This window comes from Anaerosphaera multitolerans (genome assembly GCF_004006535.1).
GTDB classification, from domain to species: domain Bacteria; phylum Bacillota; class Clostridia; order Tissierellales; family Peptoniphilaceae; genus Anaerosphaera; species Anaerosphaera multitolerans.
Map to the genome: position 1 here is coordinate 71874 of NZ_RLIH01000003.1, position 22674 is coordinate 94547.

General features: G+C 30.6%; 23 protein-coding genes. 1 reads left to right on the plus strand and 22 read right to left on the minus strand.

Going from position 1 to position 22674, the window contains the following annotated elements:
• Window positions 1–7 precede the first annotated feature (7 nt).
• Genes EF514_RS02865 through sufC form a run of 7 tightly spaced genes read right to left on the minus strand, consistent with a single transcriptional unit; the run spans window position 8 to window position 6451 of the window.
• Entirely contained in the window at window positions 8–1141 is a 1134-nt protein-coding gene (locus EF514_RS02865) for a cysteine desulfurase family protein (protein WP_127723649.1), read from the minus strand.
• Between the two features lie 7 nt (window positions 1142–1148).
• Window positions 1149–1544, minus strand: coding sequence for an RrF2 family transcriptional regulator (locus tag EF514_RS02870; RefSeq protein WP_127723651.1), 396 nt, complete (start codon window positions 1542–1544; stop codon window positions 1149–1151).
• 13 nt (window positions 1545–1557) lie between these two features.
• A complete protein-coding gene (sufU, locus tag EF514_RS02875; RefSeq protein ID WP_127723653.1) occupies window positions 1558–2010 on the minus strand; it encodes a Fe-S cluster assembly sulfur transfer protein SufU in 453 nt (150 codons plus the stop codon).
• A complete protein-coding gene (locus EF514_RS02880; protein ID WP_127723655.1) occupies window positions 2000–3232 on the minus strand; it encodes an aminotransferase class V-fold PLP-dependent enzyme in 1233 nt (410 codons plus the stop codon). The genes sufU and EF514_RS02880 overlap by 11 nt, the downstream gene beginning before the upstream one ends.
• Window positions 3233–3234: 2 nt before the next feature.
• Window positions 3235–4272 (minus strand): SufB/SufD family protein, encoded by a 1038-nt coding sequence (locus EF514_RS02885; protein WP_127723657.1) that lies wholly within the window; start codon window positions 4270–4272, stop codon window positions 3235–3237.
• Window positions 4273–4284: 12 nt separating this feature from the next.
• Entirely contained in the window at window positions 4285–5694 is a 1410-nt protein-coding gene (gene sufB / locus EF514_RS02890) for a Fe-S cluster assembly protein SufB (protein ID WP_127723954.1), read from the minus strand.
• A gap of 10 nt (window positions 5695–5704) precedes the next feature.
• Window positions 5705–6451 (minus strand): Fe-S cluster assembly ATPase SufC, encoded by a 747-nt coding sequence (gene sufC / locus EF514_RS02895; protein WP_127723659.1) that lies wholly within the window; start codon window positions 6449–6451, stop codon window positions 5705–5707.
• Window positions 6452–6619: 168 nt separating this feature from the next.
• Here sufC and EF514_RS02900 point away from each other — a divergent pair, with 168 nt between their 5' ends.
• On the plus strand, window positions 6620–7864 hold the full coding sequence (locus tag EF514_RS02900) for a hemolysin family protein (protein WP_127723661.1): 1245 nt from the start codon (window positions 6620–6622) through the stop codon (window positions 7862–7864).
• A 12-nt stretch (window positions 7865–7876) separates the two neighbouring features.
• Here EF514_RS02900 and EF514_RS02905 read toward each other — a convergent pair whose 3' ends face one another.
• From EF514_RS02905 to potA, 15 genes are all read right to left on the minus strand, one after another.
• Window positions 7877–8233, minus strand: coding sequence for a hypothetical protein (locus EF514_RS02905; RefSeq protein ID WP_127723663.1), 357 nt, complete (start codon window positions 8231–8233; stop codon window positions 7877–7879).
• 101 nt (window positions 8234–8334) lie between these two features.
• Window positions 8335–9423, minus strand: coding sequence for a DNA-processing protein DprA (gene dprA, locus EF514_RS02910; RefSeq protein WP_127723665.1), 1089 nt, complete (start codon window positions 9421–9423; stop codon window positions 8335–8337).
• Between the two features lie 2 nt (window positions 9424–9425).
• Entirely contained in the window at window positions 9426–10946 is a 1521-nt protein-coding gene (locus EF514_RS02915; protein ID WP_127723667.1) for a YifB family Mg chelatase-like AAA ATPase, read from the minus strand.
• Between the two features lie 10 nt (window positions 10947–10956).
• A complete protein-coding gene (locus tag EF514_RS02920; protein ID WP_127723669.1) occupies window positions 10957–11310 on the minus strand; it encodes a YraN family protein in 354 nt (117 codons plus the stop codon).
• Window positions 11310–11927: a ribonuclease HII gene (locus tag EF514_RS02925; protein ID WP_420836568.1), complete on the minus strand. Its 618-nt coding sequence runs from the start codon at window positions 11925–11927 to the stop codon at window positions 11310–11312. The genes EF514_RS02920 and EF514_RS02925 overlap by 1 nt, the downstream gene beginning before the upstream one ends.
• On the minus strand, window positions 11924–12763 hold the full coding sequence (gene ylqF / locus EF514_RS02930) for a ribosome biogenesis GTPase YlqF (RefSeq protein WP_127723673.1): 840 nt from the start codon (window positions 12761–12763) through the stop codon (window positions 11924–11926). Before ylqF ends, EF514_RS02925 begins: the two co-directional genes overlap by 4 nt.
• Before the next feature lie 53 nt (window positions 12764–12816).
• Entirely contained in the window at window positions 12817–13767 is a 951-nt protein-coding gene (locus EF514_RS02935; protein ID WP_127723675.1) for an ABC transporter permease, read from the minus strand.
• Window positions 13764–14867, minus strand: coding sequence for an ABC transporter permease (locus EF514_RS02940; RefSeq protein WP_127723677.1), 1104 nt, complete (start codon window positions 14865–14867; stop codon window positions 13764–13766). Before EF514_RS02940 ends, EF514_RS02935 begins: the two co-directional genes overlap by 4 nt.
• On the minus strand, window positions 14857–16389 hold the full coding sequence (locus EF514_RS02945; protein ID WP_276317161.1) for an ABC transporter ATP-binding protein: 1533 nt from the start codon (window positions 16387–16389) through the stop codon (window positions 14857–14859). Before EF514_RS02945 ends, EF514_RS02940 begins: the two co-directional genes overlap by 11 nt.
• Before the next feature lie 105 nt (window positions 16390–16494).
• Window positions 16495–17589: a BMP family lipoprotein gene (locus EF514_RS02950; protein WP_127723679.1), complete on the minus strand. Its 1095-nt coding sequence runs from the start codon at window positions 17587–17589 to the stop codon at window positions 16495–16497.
• Window positions 17590–17727: 138 nt separating this feature from the next.
• Entirely contained in the window at window positions 17728–18747 is a 1020-nt protein-coding gene (locus tag EF514_RS02955) for a hypothetical protein (protein WP_127723681.1), read from the minus strand.
• 213 nt (window positions 18748–18960) lie between these two features.
• Window positions 18961–20001: an ABC transporter substrate-binding protein gene (locus EF514_RS02960; RefSeq protein ID WP_127723683.1), complete on the minus strand. Its 1041-nt coding sequence runs from the start codon at window positions 19999–20001 to the stop codon at window positions 18961–18963.
• Window positions 20002–20017: 16 nt separating this feature from the next.
• On the minus strand, window positions 20018–20794 hold the full coding sequence (locus EF514_RS02965; RefSeq protein ID WP_127723685.1) for an ABC transporter permease: 777 nt from the start codon (window positions 20792–20794) through the stop codon (window positions 20018–20020).
• Window positions 20791–21630, minus strand: coding sequence for an ABC transporter permease (locus EF514_RS02970; protein ID WP_127723687.1), 840 nt, complete (start codon window positions 21628–21630; stop codon window positions 20791–20793). The genes EF514_RS02965 and EF514_RS02970 overlap by 4 nt, the downstream gene beginning before the upstream one ends.
• Window positions 21627–22670 carry a spermidine/putrescine ABC transporter ATP-binding protein gene (gene potA, locus EF514_RS02975; RefSeq protein WP_127723689.1) on the minus strand — a complete coding sequence of 348 codons (1044 nt, stop codon included), beginning with the start codon at window positions 22668–22670 and terminating at the stop codon, window positions 21627–21629. The genes EF514_RS02970 and potA overlap by 4 nt, the downstream gene beginning before the upstream one ends.
• Window positions 22671–22674: the final 4 nt, after the last annotated feature.

Here is a 22674-nt window from a genome sequence, read left to right on the forward strand (position 1 = left end):
CTTACCTCTATCTTCTCAGTGTAATAATTGCATCTTTTAAAATATTTGTAACAGTTTCCACCTCTTCAAAAGTATTCTCATAGTCCAAGCTAAGTCTTAAAGAATTTTTTGCAAGGTCATCATTTAAACCTATAGCCTTTAAAACATGAGAAGGTTCTATACTTCCAGTAGTACATGCACTTCCACTTGAAGCACATATGTTTTTCATATCTAGAAAAATTAATAATTCCTGAGATTTAACTCCCTCAATGGAAATATTGACATTTCCCGGTAGTCTTTTTAAAATAGGGCCGTTTAAGACTATACCCTTAATAGAAGTTAAATCCTCAATTAATTTGTCTCTTAAAGGTAGTAGCTGTACCCTTTTCTCTTCTAAATTTTCAACTGCACATTCAATTGCCTTACCCAACCCAACTATTCCTGCAACATTTTCAGTTCCGGCTCTTTTGCCTCTCTCTTGGGTACCTCCGTGAATAAGGGGTGTAATCTTAGTTCCATTCTTTACATATAAAATTCCAATTCCTTTAGGTCCATTTACTTTATGTCCGGAAAAACTCATTAAATCAACATTAAGTTTTTCTAAGTCAATTTTAATATTTCCTAAAGCTTGAACTCCATCTACGTGAAATAAAATATTTCTTCTCTTTGCAATTTCTGAAATAGTCTCAATTGGCTCTATGGTTCCAATTTCATTGTTGGCATACATTACCGATATTAATATCGTATCATTTCTAATTGAATTTTCAAGTTCTTTTAAATCAACAAAACCTTCTCCATCTACATTTAAATAAGTTACTTCATATCCTCTAGATTCTAAAAACTCCATAGTATGAAGTACTGCATGATGTTCAATTTTTGTAGTAATAATATGTCTTCCCTTATTCTGAAATGTATCAGCTACACCTTTTATAGCCCAATTATCAGACTCTGTTCCTCCTGATGTAAAATAGATTTCCGTTGCTTTACAATTTAAAAGCTCTGCTATTTTAGTCCTACTACTTTCAATTACACCCTTTGATTTTTGGCCAATTCTATACATACTAGATGCATTTCCATAATAATCTTCCAAATAGGGCAACATTTCTTCTAATACTTCTTTTCTCAATTTTGTAGTAGCTGCTTTATCAAAATTAATTATCATTTCTACCTCACATATCGGCAAGACTCATTGAATTTAATACTTCTTCCATTTTAACTTGTAACTTATCCAGTATATTTTTTGTTGCGCAGTCCTCAGTATTTTTACACTCCGGAAAATTTTTCATACTACTACATGAAAGAGCCATGTCACCTTCTAAAACATTTAAAACTTCACCAATTTTAATTTCCTCAGGCTTTCTGGTCAATTCATAACCGCCTCCGGCACCTCTTATGCTCTTAACGAGACCCCCTCTTTTTAAAAGAGTAAATAATTGTTCCAAGTACAATTCCGACAAATTTTCAGCTTTTGCTATGTCATTTATTGACATTGGACCATTGCCATAGTTTAATTGCAGTTGATACATTGCCATAAGCCCATATCTACCTTTTGTTGACAATTTCATACTATCACCCTTTTTAAGGAATAAAACTCCCCTCTTTTTTATCATTTTCAATTATATCTTTAAGTGTATACCAAGGCAAAACAGCACATTTTAAACGAGCCGGAAGATTTTTAATACTTTCAAATACTATTGCATCGCCTAAATCCTCCAAATCAGCCTCATCTTCTATTTCATTTTTCACCATTGCAATAAATTTATTACTTAAATTTAATGCATCCTTTACTTTCAAACCCTTTACTGTATCAATCATTATAGAAGTACTGGCTTGTGATATTGCACATCCATGACCCGTATAGGAAATATCTTCTATAATATCATTAACTATTCTAAGCTGTAAAGTTATTTCATCTCCACAGCTTGGATTATGCCCTAATTCTACGTGCGTTGGATTTTTTAACTCCCTTTTATTTCTCTTATTTCTACTTTGTTCTAGAATCAATTCAGTATAAATTTCATTAAGATCCAATTCCCATCAACCTCCTAACATCCTCAAGATGATTTAAAAAATAATCAACCTCATCAAAAGTGTTATAGATTGAGAAAGATGCTCTACAAGAAAAATTAATACCCAAGTATCTATGAAGAGGCTGTGCACAATGATGCCCACTTCTAATGGCTATATTATAATTATCTAAAATAGAAGCTACGTCATGGGGATGAGCCTCTTTGAAATTAAAAGAAATCACAGGACTTCTCTTTTCCACAGGAGTTGTATAGACTTCCAAGTATGGTAATTCTATCATTTTATCATAGGCATATTTCATTAACTCTTCTTCATATTTGAAGATATTTTCACTTCCTATTCCTTCAATATAATCAATAGCATCTCCCAAAGATTTAGCACCGCTAACATTTACAGTTCCAGCCTCAAACCTCTGTGGAGATTTTAAAAATGTTGAATGATCTTCATATACATATTCTATCATTTCTCCCCCGTACATAAAAGGCTCCATTGAATTTAACAGCTCTTCCTTTCCATAAAGAACGCCAATACCCATTTCCGAAAACATTTTATGCCCTGAAAAAGCTAAAAAATCACAACCTAAGTCTTTTACATCAACAGTGTGATGTGGAACGTACTGCGCCCCGTCTATAACTGTTATTATACCACTGTTTTTTTTCTTTGCCATTTTAATAAATTCCTTTACATCAGGCATAGTTCCAACTACGTTTGAGGCGGCAGTAATTGTAAATAATTTAGTTTTTGCACTTAATTTTTTATTTAACTCCTCTTCAGTAATTTGCATTTTATCATCTAAATATAGATATACCAATTTGGCTTTCGTCTTATCTGCAACAAATTGCCAATTTACAAGATTTGAATGATGCTCCATAATTGATAATAGGATTTCATCACCTTCCTTTAAATTATTTAAAGCCCAAGAGTAGGCTATTAAATTTAAGGCTTCTGTCGCATTTCTTAAAAAAATAATTTCATTTGAAGAAGAATTAATAAACTTTGCTACTTTTTCTCTTGCGCCCTCATAAACTTCCGTAGATTTTATTGCAAAATGATGGGCTCCTCTGTGAGGATTGCCGTTCTCATTGTAATAATAATTATCCACTCCATCAATTACCTTCTTGGGCTTTTGCGTAGTAGCTCCGTTATCAAAATATATATAATTATTTGTTGATTCTAAAAATTTGAAATCTTTTCTAATTTCTAAAATATCATTTTTATTTAACATAATTATTTCCCCTCTATTTCCAGAACCTTATCCCAAAGTAATTTTTTAATTTCCTCATCTGTTACTTTAGATATTGCTCTTGAGAATTTGGATTGTATTATTAATGTTTCTGCCTCTTTTTCTGAGAAACCTCTACTCATTATATAAAACATTAAATTATGATCAATTTTACCTGAACTGGCAGCGTGATTTCCCTCAATATCATCTTCATGGGCTAAAAGGATGGGAACTGAAAGTGCGTGTACTATATCGTCTAATAAGATAACATACTCCTCTTCCGAACCTTTAGAGTGGGTAGAACCTTTTTTAAAATCCAAAGTAAATTTTAAATTCTTATAACTTTCTCCCTTTAAAGCTCCATTCACTAATATATCAGAATTAGTACTTTTACCGCTATGGATTATATTGTAAAGCATATTTAACTCACGGGAACCATATCCGAAATAAATACTATCTAAATTTAACTGAGATTTTTCTCCTATTAAATCACTTTGAAAGTTAGTATATAATTTTTGTGAACCTAACTCATATTGATGCACATTAATAATGGCTTCTTTCCCAAGTTGGACTGCTATTGATTCCAATGCTACAACCTCTTCTCCGTCATTTTGTACTACAAATAAATCCACCGTTGAATTATCCTCTGCAATAACTTTTATAACAGAACTTTTAAATTTTTCACCTTTACCAACACTACTGTAATTTAGTATAATTTCAATTTTAGAATTCTTTTTAGCAACTATATTATGAGTGTCTAAAAGTTCATTGTAATTATCATTTAATTCTAAATTCACTATTTCTTTATGAAAACTGTCTTCTTCACTTTCATAGTATCTAAATAAGTTTCCCTTTTCACTGTTTAATTTTAATATATCTTTTGAAATTCCATATTCTAAATTATTAAATTTAACTTCATCAAAATAGCTGTCAGATTCCAGCATATATTCTTTTCCCGATAAATCAGGTATTAATATTTCCGTATTATTTACCTTCAGCCAATTAAAAGTTTTAAAGGTTAGGTCATTTCCTATTGTTTTCATTTTTCTTTCCTCCTAACCAATTGAACCTTCAAGTTCAAGATTTATAAGATTATTCATTTCAACTGCATACTCCATAGGAAGTTCCTTGGCTATTGGTTCTGCAAAACCTCTCACTACTAAAGCCTTAGCTTCTTCTTCAGAAATTCCTCTTGTCATTAGATAAAAAATAACCTGATTTGAAATTCTACCTATTTTTGCCTCATGACCTAAATCCACATTTTTATTTTTAATATCTATAACAGGTATGGTATCAGATCTTGATTCCGGATCCATCATCAAGGATTCACAGCTTACCGAATTTTTTGAACCGTAAGCATTTTCATTTATTTTTACCAATCCTCTATATACAGCTACACCACCGTCTTTAGAAATTGATTTTGAATTTACTGTGGAAGTAGTATAAGGTGCAGCATGGACTACTTGAGACCCGGTATCTATATTTTGTCCCTTACCTGCAAAAGAAATACCCGTAAACTCACTTGTTGCATATTCTCCCACTAAAATAGATGATGGGTATAACATAGAAACTCTTGAGCCAAAAGAACCGGATACCCATTCAATTTTTCCGTTTTTTTGTACTATTGCAGTTTTCGAGTTTAAATTGTACATATTTCTTGACCAGTTTTCAATTGTAGAATATCTAAGCGTTGAATTTTCTCCGATAAATAATTCCACTCCTCCTGCATGGACATTTAGAGCATTATACCTTGGAGCTGAACAACCCTCTATAAAATGACAATAGGCATCATCTTCAACAATAATCAAAGTATGTTCAAACTGTCCTGCTCCAGGAGCATTTAATCTAAAATAAGATTGTAAAGGTACGTCCACTCTAACTCCCTTTGGAACATAGACGAAACTTCCACCACTCCATACAGCATAGTGAAGTGCAGAATATTTATGAGCAGAGGGCTTTAAAGCGGTACCAAAATATTTTTTAATAATTTCGGGATATTCTTTTAATGCAGATTCAAAATCAGTGTAAATAACCCCTTGATCTAGTAAATATTTCTGTATATTGTGATATACTACTTCGCTATCATACTGTGCACCGACTCCTGACAATAACATTTCCTTTTCCGCTTCAGGAATACCAAGCCTATCAAAAGTATCTCTTATATCATCTGGTACTTCATTCCAATCATCAGTTAATTCAGCATCAGGTCTTATATAAGTTGTAACTTTTTGAATATCAACTTCTGTTAAATCAGGTCCCCATACGGGATTTTTCAATTCGTTAAAAGTTTCTAAAGAATTAAGTCTAAAGTCCAACATCCACTTAGGTTCCTCTTTTTCTTGGGAAATTTTCCTTACTATATCTTCTGTAAGTCCTTTTTCCGTTTTAGATTTATAGGTGAATTCATTTTTTATATCGTAGACACCTCTATCTAAATCTTCTACTTGAGTTTTTTTCCTAACCATTTCAGCCAACTTAATTCACCTCTTCTCTTATCCAGTTAAATCCTTCATTTTCTATTTTATCTATTAAAGTATGATCTCCCACTTTTACTATTTCTCCATTTAAAATAATGTGTACAAAATCAGGCACAACTTCTCTTACAAGTTCTCTGTGGTGAGTAATAATAATAACTGCATTATCTTTACTTAAAAATCTTTCAATTCCCTGAGATACAATTTTTGTAGCATCTACATCTAAGCCGGAGTCTGTCTCATCTAAAATAGCAAGCTTGGGATTTAACATAAGCATTTGTAAAATTTCATTTTTTTTCATTTCGCCTCCGGAAAATCCTTCATTTAAATATCTGCTAGCATAGGAATGATCCATTGAAAGTTTATCCATTTCCTTTTCTAAATCTTTTTTAAATTTTAAAATAGAAATGTTTTTATCTTCTATAGAAGATTTCGCAGTTCTAATAAAATTTTCCACACTTATACCAGAAACCTCCATAGGATTTTGAAAACTCATAAAAAGTCCTTTTTTAGCCCTTTTATCTGTTGATAAATCCATAATGCTTTCTCCATCAAGATATATTTCTCCACTAGTTACTTCATATTCAGGATTATTCATTATTACATTTGCAAGTGTACTCTTGCCTGAACCGTTAGGTCCCATTACAACGTGAACTTCTCCATAATTCACCTTTAAATTTATATTTTTTAAAATTTCCTTACCTTCTACTCCAGCTGATAAGTTTTCTATTTTTAATAATTCTTTCACTTTCTTTCCTCCTAAAAACGGTCTTTTAATTCATATCATTTTACTATGAATTAACCTACTTAATTATAGCATAAAAACAATAATAATAGTAAATTTTTTTTAAATATTTATAATGTGCTGATTTTGACAAATACACTATATAAATATATAATTTAGATGAGGTGGATTATGAATTCAGATGGTTATATATACCTGGTATTATTCCTGTTATTTTTATTTTTTTCCTATGAGTTTACTTTAATAGAAAATGCTTATTTTAATTTATCAACTCATAGAATAAAGAAATTAGAAGAAAAAGAAGTTAAAAATTTAGTTACTATAAAAGAACTTCATAATAATAAAAAATTTTATTCAACTATTTTAATTGCTGATTACTTTTCAAATGCCATATCTGCACTTTCTTTTGGTTTATTGTTAAATGTGCTATATGGTTTTAAGGGTTTTATTTTCAGTGCACTGCTATCTCCAATTTTAATTATAATCTTTGGAGAAATGTTACCCAAATCTATGGCTATTCAAAAATATGAAAAAATTGTAGTTAAAAAAACTAAGCTATGTTCCATAATTTATTTAGTATTAAGACCTCTGGTATTCATAGTAGACGGTCTCTATTCAATTTTAGCCATAGTTACTAGAACACATAAAAATTATGAAGTACCTTTAATTACAGAAGATGATTTAATTGATGCTTTTTCCCTTGGAATGGAAGAAGGAATCTTGAATAAAGATGAATCGTTTTTTATTGAAAATGTATTTGAATTTAAAGACAGTTTAGCAAAAGATATTATGACTCCACGTACAGATGTAATTGCTGTAAGCTTAGATGACAGTTATGGTGAAATTATAAAAATTATTAAGGAAGAGGCCTTTTCAAGAATGCCTGTCTATGATGGCGATTTAGATAATATAGTGGGAATACTTCATGTTAAGGATCTTTTAACTATATCGGAAAAATCAACTTTAAGAGATAATTTAGACATATTAAAGAAAACATTTTATACTTTTGAATTTAAACCCATTGGAGAACTTTTTGATGAAATGCGAAAAAATAAAATCTCCATTGCCATAGTTAACGATGAGTATGGCGGAACTGAAGGTTTAATTACTATGGAAGATTTAATAGAAAAAATCGTTGGCTCCATATCTGATGAATATGATGAAGATGAGGACGAAGATATAATAAAATTAGGACCTTCCGAATATTTAATAGATGGATCTATGAATTTATCAAATTTAAATCAAATACTTAATTTAGATTTACAATCAGATGAAACCGAATCCATTGCAGGATATATTATTGAAAATATTGATAGATTCCCTAAGAAAGACGAAATTTTAAAAATTGGTGATCTTCAATTTAAAATTAAAGAAACGTCAAAAAATAGAATTGAAAAAGTGACCTTGAAACTATAATCAAGGTCACTTTTATTCTACTTCTACTACTTTTAAATTAGAATTTTTCCAGCTTGCATCGTCACCTAGTTTTTCTATTACTACCTTTAATATTTCATCTTCTTCGTAATCCTCATCTATTGGATTAACTCTTATATTGTCATCAAAAGGTATTTCTGAAACTCTTCTTCCCAAATCTACAAAGGTTAAAATCCTATTTTTTAATTCTCTTTCATTGGATAAATCATCCACTCTTAAGTACGTGCCATCACTACAACGTGTATAAACATAAATATTTTTATTAGATTTCCTTTTAAAATATTCTATATAGGCTTTGCAAGATAATGAAAAAGAACCTAAAGGATTCATATCAAATATTATCTTTTTCATACTTACCTCCTTTGAAATATTATATCATTTTATTTTAATAATACATCATATAAAGTTTAATACTTTCCTAAGAATATCTTAAATTACAATAAAAAATTATATTACATCTTAACTTTAATTTTTCCATTTACGGTTATTATCCCTTTTAGTTCAAGTATAGTTATTATTGAACTGATAAAGGAAACATCTTCTTTTAAACTTTGAGCAATTAAATTAATATCATCTACTCCTTCTGATATAAGATTGTAAATAGCCAATTCAATCTCACTTAATTCAACTTCATTTCTTTGATTTCTTTTTAAATTATGTATTTCTTTTAATTCAGATATTTCATTTAAGATATCATCTATAGTTAAAAGTAAAGTAGCTCCATCTCTTATTAACATATTCGTACCTTCACTATAGATTGAATTAATATTTCCCGGCACTGCAAATACTTCTCTACCCTGTTCGGCAGCCAGTCTTGCAGTTATTAAAGAACCGCTTTTAGCTTTGGCTTCTATAACTATAGTCCCCAAACTTAAACCGGATATGATTCTATTTCTCTCTGGGAATCTAAAAGGCAATGGCCTTGTTCCTAAAGGATACTCACTAATAACCGCTCCATTTGTTATAGTATTCCAGTATATAGACGAGTTTTTATTAGGATAGATTATATCAACTCCATTACCTAACACTGCTATAGTCCTATTATTGTTTTCTAAAGAACGTTTATGAACTAAACCATCTATTCCGTAGGCCATACCACTTATAATTGTAATTTCTAGTTTTGAAAGTTCATCTACAAAATAATTTAATACATTGTTCCCGTAGGAAGTATATTTCCTAGATCCAACTATACTTATTGAAATACTATCTTCTTGGATTAATTTTCCCCTAATATATAGAACTTTCGGAGGATTTTCTATATGTTTTAGATTTTCCGGATAGTCTTCATCGACAATTGTAATTATCTCTACTCTTTCTTTTAAACAAAGGTCACATAAATTATGTAATGTATTTTCATTATAGTAGCTTAACTTTTCCAATGTTTTGCTTGTTAAATAAGTACTTTGGTTCTTAAAAACAAATTTATTGAAAATCTCTTTAAAATTAATATTATGCTTTTTTATAATAAATTCAATTTTATCTATCTCATCATTTCTCATTCCAATAGCATTTAAACATATTAAAAATTCTCTATACTCCATAGTTAACCCCAATATCTTAAATCCACACTTCTAAATCTAATAGCTTCCAAAATGTTTTGCTCTTCTATATTTTCATTTCCATCTAAATCAGCTATAGTTCTGGAGACTTTTAATATTTTATTATATGTTCTTGCTGAAAAGCGAAACTTTTTAAAGGCAATATCCATAATCGTCTTACATTTCTGATTCAATTTACAGTACTTATGAATTTGATTTTCTCTTATCTCGGAATTAGTATATATGCCAATGTCTTTAAATCGTTCCTTTTGAATATTTCTTGCGTGTTCTACTCTTTCTCTAATACTTTTAGAACTTTCTTCTCTTTTATCTACAGACATATCATCGTATTTTACAGGGCTTACTTCTATATGGATGTCTATTCTATCCAGGAGAGGATGGGAGATTTTTAATAAATATCTATTAATTTCATTCATAGAACATTTACACTGATGATAAGGATCTCCATAATATCCGCAGGGACATGGATTCATAGCAGCTACTAAAATAAACTTTGCGGGATAGGACAGACTTGCATTTGCTCTAGCTATATTAATGGTCTCATCTTCAAGAGGTTGTCTTAAAACTTCTAAAACCTGTTTAGAAAATTCCGGCAGTTCATCTAAAAATAAAACTCCATTGTGTGCAAGAGAAATTTCTCCGGGTTTCGGAATCCTACCTCCTCCAATTAATGAAACAGCCGAAGCAGTATGATGAGGAGATCTGAAAGGAGGTTGGGTTATTAGTTTATTATCTGTCAATAAATTTGCAATACTGTATATTTTTGTAACTTCTATTGCTTCCTTAAAATTCAACATTGGTAAAATAGTGGGAAATCTCTTTGCCGCCATAGACTTCCCACTACCTGGTGTTCCTATTATAAGGATATTGTGTTTTCCCGCCGCTGCTACTTCAAGGGCTCTTTTTAAAAATTCTTGACCTTTTATGTCAGAAAAATCTATATTATAATCTATTTCTTCATAGTAATATTCATCAACATATCTATCTATACTTAAATCTCCATTTAAGAAGTTTACAACATCTTGTAAGGAAAGCACCGGATATATTTCTACATCTGAAATTACAGAACACTCTTTCTTGTTTCCCTCAGGAATAATAAATTTCTTAAATCCCCTTTCTCTTAAGGATATTACCATTGGAAGAGCACCTGTAACTTTATTGACACTTCCATCTAAGGATAATTCACCTAAAATAATAAAATCTTCTACATCTTTAAAATTAACAGTTCCATTTGCAGTTAATATAGCCACTGCTATTGCCAAATCAAATTGAGATCCATCCTTCTTTAAATTGGCAGGCGCTAAATTAATAGTTATTCTCTTTAAAGGAAACTCATAGGCACTGTTTTTTATTCCGCTCCTAACTCTTTCCATGGATTCTCTTATTGCTATGTCAGGTAATCCTACAATGGTAAACTTTGGTAATCCATTGGATAAATCAGCTTCAACTTCTATTAATTCTCCATCTAAGCCTGTTAATGAACAGGTATTTACATAGGAATACAAATTCTCACCTCTAATCCAAATCAAAAGCGTTTTCTATATGGTTAATATATTTTTCATTTACATAAACTTCAATAATGTCATATCTAACTTGAAAGTTTTCAAAATTATTTTGCAAAATATAGTTAAGAGAAGTATTAATAATATTTTTTCTCTTATTAAAATCAACTGCTTCAAAAGCGTGACCAAATTTTTTACTGGATCTGGTTTTTACTTCTATAAATACTAAGATATCATCATTTAATGCAATTATATCTATTTCAGTACCGGCATATCTAAAATTTCTCTCCAACAATTTATAGTTTTTTGATTTAATGAACTTAGATGCTAAATTTTCACCATATTCACCTAAAGTTCGTTTTTCCACTACCAATCACCTATATTTTTTAGAAAAGATTTTCTATGCATATCTGAAGGTCCATAAAGCTTAATAGCTTCTCTATGCAATTTAGTTGCATAACCTTTATGCCTTTCCAATCCGTATCCGGGATATTCTTTAGCCCATAATTTACAAAGTCTGTCTCTATATACCTTGGCAACTATGGAAGCACAGGCTATTGAATAACATTTATCATCACCCTTTACTATTGATACTTGAGTAAATTCACTTTCAATTTTCTCAGCATCAATTAGTAAAATATCGGGAGTGACCTCATCCCCATTTCTATCTCTCAAATTGGAAATAGCCTTTGACATAGCTAAATGCGTAGCCATCCTAATATTGATTTTATCAATTGTATCTGAATCAACTCTGCCCACTCCCACAGCTAGAGCTTCTTCTAAAATAATTTCATATAATTTTTCACGTTTTTTTTCAGTAAGTTTTTTAGAATCCTTAATACCTTCAATTCTTAAATCCATAGGCATTATAATAGCACATGCTACTACATCTCCAAATAAAGTTCCTCTACCAACTTCATCAATACCAACTATGTCTTTAAAACCCATCTTGCTGTAATCTTTTTCATAATTTTCAAACATCACAATCTCTCCAAAGTAATTTTACCAAGTATTCCCTTTCTAAATTCGTCTAAAACTATATTGGAAACTTTAGTATAATCAATTTCATTGCCTTTTAATTTTGCGCCTCTTTTTGCTCCAATCTCCTCCATAATTTCAATAGGCTCCTTACCTTCTATAGATATATTATATCTATTTTCCAAAATATTTTTATCTATACTATTTAATTTTTTAATAAGTTTTAAGCAAAGAGTCTCAACATCCATAATTTCATCTTTTATTGCACCGGTAAAGGCTAAATTCAAAGCAGTTTCTTCATCTTCAAACTTAGGCCACAGTACACCCGGAGTATCTAAGAGATGTAGTTTTGGATTTATTCTTATCCATTGATCAGTTTTAGTAATTCCAGGTCTGTTTCCAGTCTTAGTGGACTTGGTTTTAGATATGCCATTAATAAATGTAGATTTCCCCGAATTTGGTATACCCACAATCATAGCTCTTAAAGGGCCCTTATTTATTCCTTTACTTTTTGCCTTTTCTATTTCATCTTTCATAAGATCCAATGATTCTCTCACAATTAAATTTCCGTTAGGTTTTGAAGAGTTATATAAAATTACATGTTTATGTTCATCTGAAAGTTTATCTGTCCATTTTCTATTTTGTTCATCTTCTGAAAGGTCTGATTTGTTTAATATCAAAAGTCCCTTCTTATTCTCAAGCACTTTATTTAAAAGCGGATTTCTACTGGAAATAGGAATTCTTGAATCAATTATTTCAATATAAAAATCTACAAGTTTTAATTTTGATTCAATATTTTCTATTGTCTTTTTCATATGTCCAGGATACCAATTTATATTCATTAAATCACCTTTCTAAATTTATTATATTTAAAAATAGAAAGTATAAAAACTTTCTATTTATTTCTTTCGAAAGGTTTACCGCTTGCTGATGGTCCCTTAGTACCCTTTACAAAAAGTACCAGTACCAGTAACGTTATAATATATGGAAGCATGGATAATAAATTAGGATCTATTTCAATTCCTATATTTCCAAGTGAAACTGAAAGCCCCTGTGCTGCGCCAAAGAGCAAACAAGCTACTAAAGCCCCCTGAGGTTTCCAACCGCCAAATATCATAGCTGCAAGAGCAATAAACCCTTGACCCGATATTAATGTCTCTCTAAAATTAGATACTACTGCAAGACTCATACTTGCTCCGCCCAGTCCGGCTAAAAAACCAGATGTTAAAACACATATATATTTTATCCTATAGGCATTTACTCCCAAAGTCTCAGCTGCTTGAGGATGTTCTCCAACAGCTCTGATTCTCAATCCCAATTTGGTCCTATACAGCACAAACCATACTATAACTACCAAGATAAATGCAAAATAAACGACAATATATTGTTGCAATACCATTTTTGCATATCTCATCCAAGGATGTGCTGAAATTAAATCTGCAGTAAAAAAATTACTAAATAATTGAGGTAATTTATTACTAAAAGGAATGGATTTAGTCATTGCAGCGCCATCAAAAAATATTCTGGCTAAAAATATAGCAAGTCCAGGACCAATTAAGTTAATAGCAATCCCTGAAACTACATGGTCAGCCGCAAAATTAATAGTTGCAATTGCATGCAGAAGGGATAAAAACATCCCCGCTAGACCTCCACATAAAAATGCCAACCATGGATTCCCAGTATAAAAACCAACTGTAGCTCCAATTAGAGCACCTAAGGTCATCATTCCTTCAAGACCAATATTTACAACTCCGCCATTTTCACTTATTACTCCTCCCAAGGCTGCATATATAAGCGGAGCAGAATATAAGAGAGTAGTATTAATAATACCAAAAAATTCTATCATTGTTTATTACCCTCCTTTTTTTTAAAGATGAAGCCAATTAAATCTAGCAATTTAGGCATAGCAACAAAAAGTATAATAACACCTATTACAATTTCAATAACTTCAGAATAAATTCCCAATGCAGAATTTAATTTTCCGCCGCCGTAATTTAATCCTGCAAATAATAACCCTGCAGGTATACATGCCAAAGGATTATTTCCGGCAATTAATGAAACTGCCATACCATCAAAACCATATCCCTGTTGAGAAGCCATCATACCTATGTTTCCAGAAACTCCCAATACAGTTATAGCCCCAGCAAGTCCCGATACAAAACCTGCAATGGACATTGATACAATCTGACTTCTATTAATATTTATTCCTCCATATTCGGCCGCATCCTTATTAAAGCCCACTGCTTTTAATTGATATCCCAATGTAGTCTTTTTTAAAATAAACCATATTATAATTGCAACAATAATTGCTATAACAATTCCCCAATTTACAGGCGGTCTTAAAAGTTGTTTGAAAATAGCATGTTCGCTTAAAAATTCAATTCCTGATTCTGAAACTTTCCAATCTTTTAAAAACTCTATATTTGCACTTGGCAAAATTGAATAGGAATTATCGGACTGCGGTCTTCTTATTGAAGAAAAACTTAAAAGGTAGTTACTTAAATAAAATCCAATCCAATTTAACATTATAGAAGAAATAACCTCATTAACTGCGAATTTGCTCTTTAGTAAACCTACAATAAAGCCCCATAGTCCTCCTAGTAAAGCACCGCATAATAAAGCCACAATGGGATGAATAATTGGAGGTAACTTTAAAAAGTAGCCTGCAAGCATAGCCCCTATAGACCCCACTATATATTGTCCTTCTGCTCCTATATTAAAAAGTCCCGTATTAAAAGCAAAGGCAACAGAAATACCCGTAAGTATTATTGGCACTGAATTTACAATAGTCCATGAAATATAATTGGGCTTTCCAACAGCTCCTAAAATTATTACTTTATAAGCTTCAATGGGATTAGTTCCGTTAATTAATAATATTACAGACCCAAATATTAGACCTAATAATATTGATATAATTGTATAAAAAAGTCTGCTCTTACTCTTCACTATTCCCACCTCCTGCCATTAATAATCCTATTTCTTTTTCATCAGTATTTTTTCTTTTTAAAGTTCTTATTATTTTACCTTCAAATATTACCGATATTCTATCTGATAAGGAAAGGACTTCATCTAATTCAAAAGATATTAAAAGTACAGCCTTGCCTTTATTTCTTTGGTCTACGAGATATCTGTGAACATATTCAATTGCCCCTACATCTAATCCTCTAGTAGGTTGAGCAGCAATTAAAACGTCAGGATTATTGGTGATTTCTCTTGCAATAATAACCTTTTGCTGGTTTCCTCCTGAGAGAGACCCAGCAAGATAATCTATTTTTCTAGGTCTTATATCAAACTTTTCCACTAATTCTTCAGCAAATTCATTTATTTCTTTATCTTTTAATATTCCATTTTTTGAAAATTTAGAGTCTGAAAAATTTTCCAGTATTAAATTTTCCGCTACTGTAAACTCCAGAACCAAACCTCTTCTCTGTCTATCTTCCGGAATATTAAACATACCAAAATTTTGAATGTCCCTAGGCGTTTTATTCACTATATCTTTACCATTTAATGTTATTTTTCCGCTTTCAACTTTTCTAAGTCCCGTTAAAGCTTCCAAAAGTTCACTTTGACCATTTCCATCAACGCCTGCTATTCCTAGAATTTCTCCCTTTCTCAATTCAAGGTTTAATCCGTTTACTTTATTTATCTTTCTTAAATCCTTAACTACTAGATTTTCAACATTTAAAATTACATCTCCCGGATCTTGTTCTTCCTTTTCAATTTGTAACCCTACTTGTCGACCAACCATCATATCGGCAAGATTAGATTCTGTTACTTCACTTACCTCTACGGTGTCTATCTTTTCTCCCCTTCTAATAATAGTACATCTATTAGCCATGGATTTTATTTCTTTTAACTTATGTGTAATTAAAATAATCGTCTTTCCCTGAGCTGCAAGATTTCTAATAATATCCCCAAATTCTTCTATTTCCTGAGGTGTTAGTACAGCAGTTGGCTCATCTAGAATTAAAATATCGGCTCCTCTATATAAAGCCTTTAAAATTTCAACCCTCTGCTGCATGCCAACGGAAATATTCTCGATTTTTTCGTCAGGATTAACTACTAAACCATATTTATTAGAAATTTCCATTACATTCTTTTTTGCCGTTTTAATATCTAAAGAAATCCCCTTAACTGTCTCCATTCCCAAAATTATATTTTCTACTACAGTAAAGGGTTCCACTAACATAAAGTGTTGATGAACCATTCCCAAACCCAATTTTATAGCATCATTGGGCTCGTTAATTTCTACTAAATTCCCATTTATAAATATTTCTCCCGATGTCTTTGAATATATTCCATATAATATATTCATCAATGTGCTTTTGCCGGCTCCGTTTTCTCCTAAAAGAGCATGAATTTCACCTTTTTTTACTTCGAGAGTAATATTATTATTAGCTGTGAAATCTCCGAATTTTTTTGTTATATTTCTCATTTCAACTGCTAAATCACCCTGTAAATTATCCACCTCTTCACTCTCCTTTATGACAATTATACTATAACAAACTCTTTTAATGTAAAAAAAATAGTCTGAAAATAAAATACTTTCAGACTATTTTTTTAATTAAATTTTTTAGTTTTTATTATAATCTTCCTCATTAGCAGGAACTACTATTTCGCCACTTATAATCTTTTCTTCTATTTCTTTAACTTTATCTAATATTTCCTGTGGTACATGAGTATCAGAAGTTGGAGCTATTCCTACTGCACCTTGATCTTTCAAACCAAGATATATTGTAGTTCCTCCTTCAAACTCCTCACCATTAACTAAACTTTCAATTAAATCATAAATTGCAACATTGGCATTTTTCATAGCTGAGGTAAGAACATTGTCAGGTGCCATTTCACTTTGATCCTTATCAACGCCTATTGCCCACTTATCCTGTTCCTTTGCAGCTTCAATAACTCCATCTCCTGCTCCTCCAGCAGCATGGAATACTATATCAGCACCTTGTTGGTACATTTGATTAGTTATAGCTTTTCCCTTTTGAACATCGGAAAAGTTTCCTACATACTGACTCATAATTTCAATTTCTTTTCCAAGTTCTTTTGCACCATAGTCAACGCCAGCTTTATATCCATATTCAAAACCGCTGATTATTCCAGATTCCTGTCCACCTACAAAACCAACCTTATTAGTTTCAGTAGTTAGTGCTGCAATGTAACCAACTAAAAATGATGGTTCTTCTTGCTTAAACATAATTCCCAATAAGTTTTCAGGAGCCTCCACTGTAATAGGATTTTCTTCTTCATCAAAACCAGCAGTTGGATCCACATCTACTATTGCAAATTTAAGTTCTGGATTTAATTTAGCTTCTTCAACTATAGTGTCCCCCATTTTAAATCCTGCACCAATAATTACTTCCATACCTTCATCAATTAGAGTTTCAAAATTAGGCTTGTAATCGTTAGCATCTGTTGACTCCATATATTTATTTTCTATACCAAGTTCAGCTTCAGCTTTTTCAATTCCTTCCCAAACACCTTGGTTAAAGGATTGGTCATTAATTCCACCTTCATCAGTTACAAATCCAATTTTCAATGCTGTTTCAGCATCAGTTTTCTCCTCGCCTTCATTTGCAGGAGCTTTGCCATTATTTCCTCCACAGGCAACTAGTACAAGTGTAAGAACTAAAATTAAAGCAATTAGAGAATTTCTCTTTTTCATAATTTACCTCCTATATTTTTATACTCTAATTATAATTCATTTTTTAAAGTTTTTCAATTTGCTAAATGTTGTAAAAAAAGGTTTTCACATAGTGGATTCAATAAAAAATCCCATACTGTTCAAGTATGGGTTTTAAATTTAAAATGCTCTTGGAATAATTATTAAAACAAGAACTACTACTAAAAATACAAGTGTGTAGGCTAAGTTCTGTTTTAATTCATTCTTTGTTACAACAAGGGCTTCTTTTGACATTAATTTAGAAATTGTAATTCCAATATAACCTAAAATAGGATAAGAAATTAAAACACCTAAAGTTGTAGAGCCCTTTCCTAGGAATCTATAAAAAGTTATTAAAATAAGCATTAACAATATAGGATAAAATTTATTTAAACGCTTATTATCTAGCCAAACAAAGGCTAAAACTATTACTACAGAAGCCGCAAAGACAATGTAACTTAAATTATTTAATAATGAAATTCTAGATATAGTTTTATTTTCTTTAATCTCCTGTGCATTTACATAGAAGCCATCATCTTTAAAGAAAGTATTTTCACCATCATTCATTTTCTGAGTGTTGGCAAATTTAACATTTGTTACATTGGTAATAAAGACATCTGTTTCAGAAACTAAATTTTTTCCTCTGTATAGAAGCTCCCTAGGTTCGTAATAAATAGTAAATGAATATGTATTTTCACTACTAACTAACGGAACTCTAATTTGAGAAATAGCTTTTAAATTATAATTGCTGGTTTTCTTATAATAATCTCTTAAAGAAAGTTTTTCATTAAATAATCTATTATTTATCTTATCGTAATCGCCTTTTAAAGTAACTACACTGTGACTTGGCTCAATTGCATCTCCAAAAAATATCTGTCTTACAGGAGTCCCTAAAATTCTAACACTTGAATCATCTCCCAAATAATCAAATTCCACGTCGTATTTTACTAATTTTTTTGAGGAATTAGATTCAATACTGCGAGAAACAGTTAAATTTGAAACGTCAAGTGGATTTTTAAATAATAAACCATTAAAACTCTCTCCACTATCGCCAACATTTTTCCACAAAACGGAAGAATCAAATTGACTACTTAATGTGGAGAGAAATAAAAACAGAATAAAAACTCCGAATAAAATGACGTTTTTAAGTTTTTTATTCATTAATAAACCTCCATAAATTGTGAAAACATTTGATTATTAATATAATATCATAGGTTCGCGAAATAATAAACATCTTTATTCTGAAAAAACTTTACTAATTTACCATAAATCAGCCATTCAACTCTATTTTTGAGATATTTGCAAGAGAAAAACCATCAATTTAAATACCTGTTCTTATTAAAGAGCAGGCATTTAATCACTAATATTTCATTTTTAAAGCTTAACTTCCGACCAGATTTCATCATAGACCTTATTAAAATCTTTCGGATCTTTAAATATTTCCAAATTTGGATACTCTTCTAAATTCGGATAAATAACTTCACTATTTCTAATTTCTTCAGGCAATAATTTTACAGCTTCAGTATTTACTAAAGGATATCCCACATAGTCCGCGATTTTAGCTGAGTTTTCCGGCTCTAAAATAAAATTAATAAATTTTTCAGCATTTTCTTTATTTTGTGCATTCTCAGGTATTACCATTGCATCAAACCACAAATTTGCACCTTCTTTTGGAATAACAAAGTCTAAATTTTCATTTTCAGCCATTGCAACTATTGCATCTCCTGTATATGCAGGTGCTAGAGCCGCTTCTTCATTTACCATTTGACCTTTCATTTCATCAACTAGGTAAGCTTTAACTAATGGCTTTTGTTTAATTAAATCTTTTTTTGCAATTTCCAACTCATCAAGATTTCTTGAATTCATGGAAAAATCATTTTTTAGCAATGCTATACCAATAGAATCCCTAGTTGAATTCATCATTATAATTTCATTTTCATACTTTTCATTCCATAAAATATTCCAGCTCTCTACAGAATCATCTACTAAGCTTTTATTATAAAGTATTCCAACTGTTCCCCATAAATAAGGCACAGAATATTCCTGATTCGGGTCATAATCTCTATATAAAAATTCTTTACCAATATTTTTCATATTGGGTATATTATCATAATTTATTTTAGATAACATATTCTCAGAGATCATTCTTTCAATCATGTAGTCAGATGGTACAACTAAGTCGTAATTTGATCCGCCTTCTTTTAACTTCATATACATATCTTCATTTTGTTCAAAAGTATCGTATACTACTTTAATTCCCGTTTCCTTTTCAAATTCATCTATTAGTGAATCATCAATATACTCTCCCCAATTGTAGATGTGAAGTTCTTCTTTATTAGAATTTGAACTGCAACCTACTAGTAAAGTCAAACTTAAAATTAAAACAACTGTAATTAATAAATAGTTTTTTTTCATTTTCCCCTCCAAATTCTTAAAATATATTACCTTTTGAATTTGTCTTTTTATTAATAATCAACAACAATATCAGCACTGTTCCAAACATCAATGTTGATAGTGCATTTATAGCGGGATTAATTCCCTTCTTTGCCATTGAAAAAACTGTAATAGACAAATTTGAAAAACCACTTCCTGTTGTAAAAAAAGAAATTACAAAATCATCTAGCGAAAGTGTAAAAGAAAGCAAGGCACCTGATATAATACCCGGCTTTATTTCAGGTATGATAACCTTTCTAAAAGTATACATAGGCGTAGCACCCAAATCCATTGCCGCCTCCGGAATGGACTTACTCATCTGTCTTAACTTGGGAAGTACTGAAAGTACAACGTAAGGTGTTGTAAAGACTATATGAGATAAGAGCATAGTTACCATCCCGAATCTAATTCTCAACAAATTAAACAAAACCATTAAAGATATTGCAGTTACTATATCAGGATTTAAAACAGGTATATAATTTATATTTAAGGCCGCTTTTTTCTTCCAATTTTTCATATAATAAATTCCTATTGCAGCCATAGTCCCCAGTATAGTTGCAATAACAGTGGCAAGAACCGCTATTAAAATTGTATTATAGAAAGACTTTAATATTTCCTGATTTCTAAATAACTCCTTATACCATTTAAAAGTAAATCCAACCCAACTTCCCTTTAATCTTGAATCATTAAAAGAAAAGACTATTAAAACTATAATAGGTGAATATAAAAATAAAAAAACTAAAAATAAATAGAATTTTTTTAAATACTTTTTTATAGCAATCCACCTCCTGATTTTTCATCTTCCGAGTCAAACTTATTTGTAATCATCATCGCCACTATAATTAATAGTATCATTACAATACTCATAGCAGAACCAAAGTTCCAATCTCCTACTAATCTATATTGATTTTCAATAATATTTCCAATTAAATTATATTTATTTCCACCAAGAAGTGCAGAAATTTCAAAGGTTGAAATTGCAGGAATAAATACCATTGTAATTCCAGTAATAACTCCCGAAATACTCATGGGAAATATAATTTTCCAAAATGCCTGAGTTTCAGTAGCGCCTAAATCCTGAGCCGCTTCAATCATGGATTTATCTATTTTTTCAAATACGGAATAAATAGGTAAAATCATAAATGGAAGGTAATTATAAACCATACCTATCATAATTGCTTTATTTGTATAAATTAAATTTAAAGGCTCAATTCCAAATATGCCTAAAAAATTATTTAGAATACCATTTTTACTTAAAATTAATACCCAAGCATAGGTTCTCAATAAAAAATTCATCCACATAGGGATTACTATTAATAACAACATTACAGATTTATACTTAGACTTTGAAGAAAAAATCCAATATGCTGTAGGATATCCTATAATTAAACAAAACACCGTAGTTATTAAAGCCATTTTTAAAGATTGAAATAGTACTTTTAAGTATTGAGGAGTTAAAAATCTTCTATAGTTTTCTAGAGTAAAATTTTCAATATTAAAATCTTTTATCATACCACCTGTTACTGAGTAGAAAAATACAAGAACTAAAGGCATAACTATAAAAACAATCATCCAAATTAAATAAGGGATTGCCAATTTTCTAAATTTCATTTAATCACCTTTTTCATTATATGAATGTTGTCGGGAGAAATATCCAGTCCTACAAAATCACCAACTTCTTTAGAAACTGTAGATCTAACTTTATACTTAAATCCTTCTACCTCAACTATCATTTCATAGTGAACTCCTTTAAAAACTGTAGACTTAACTACACCTTTTAACATTGATGTTTCACTGTTAACTAATTCAATATCCTCAGGTCTGATAACTACATCTATTTCTTCCTTTTTGGAAAATCCGCTATCCACACACTTGAAAATATGGTTTGAAAATTCTACTAAAAAGTCCTCACAGAAAACTCCCGAAATTATATTACTTTCTCCAATAAAATCTGCAACAAAGGCATTTTTAGGCTCATTATAAATATCTATGGGAGAACCTATCTGTTGGATAACTCCGTCTTTTAAAACTACTATAGTATCACTCATAGTAAGTGCCTCTTCCTGATCATGAGTTACATATATGAAAGTTATTCCCACAGACTGTTGAATACGTTTTAATTCCAACTGCATTCCCTGTCTTAACTTTAAATCCAATGCTCCTAAAGGTTCGTCTAATAATAAAACCTCCGGTTCATTTACTAAAGCTCTTGCAATAGCTACTCTTTGTTGCTGTCCTCCACTTAGAGAATCTATCTTTCTATTTTCAAAGTTTTTTAGGTTTACTACCTTTAACATCTCTTTAACTTTTTCATCAATTTCAGTTTTCGGTGTTTTTTTAATTTTTAATCCAAAGGCTATATTGTCGTAAACATTTAAATGTGTAAATAGAGAATATTTTTGAAATACCGTATTTATTTCCCTTTCATAGGGAGGGTGTTCAGTTATATCCTTACCATCAAATATAATTTTCCCTGAATCAGGCTTTTCAAAACCTCCTATTAATCTCAATGTAGTAGTTTTACCACAACCACTTGGCCCCAATAATGTTAAAAATTCATTTTTATGAACTGACAAATTAAAATCTTTCAAAATTATATCTTCATCATAAGATTTATTTATCTTTACTAAATCAATAATAGTATTATTCATTTAC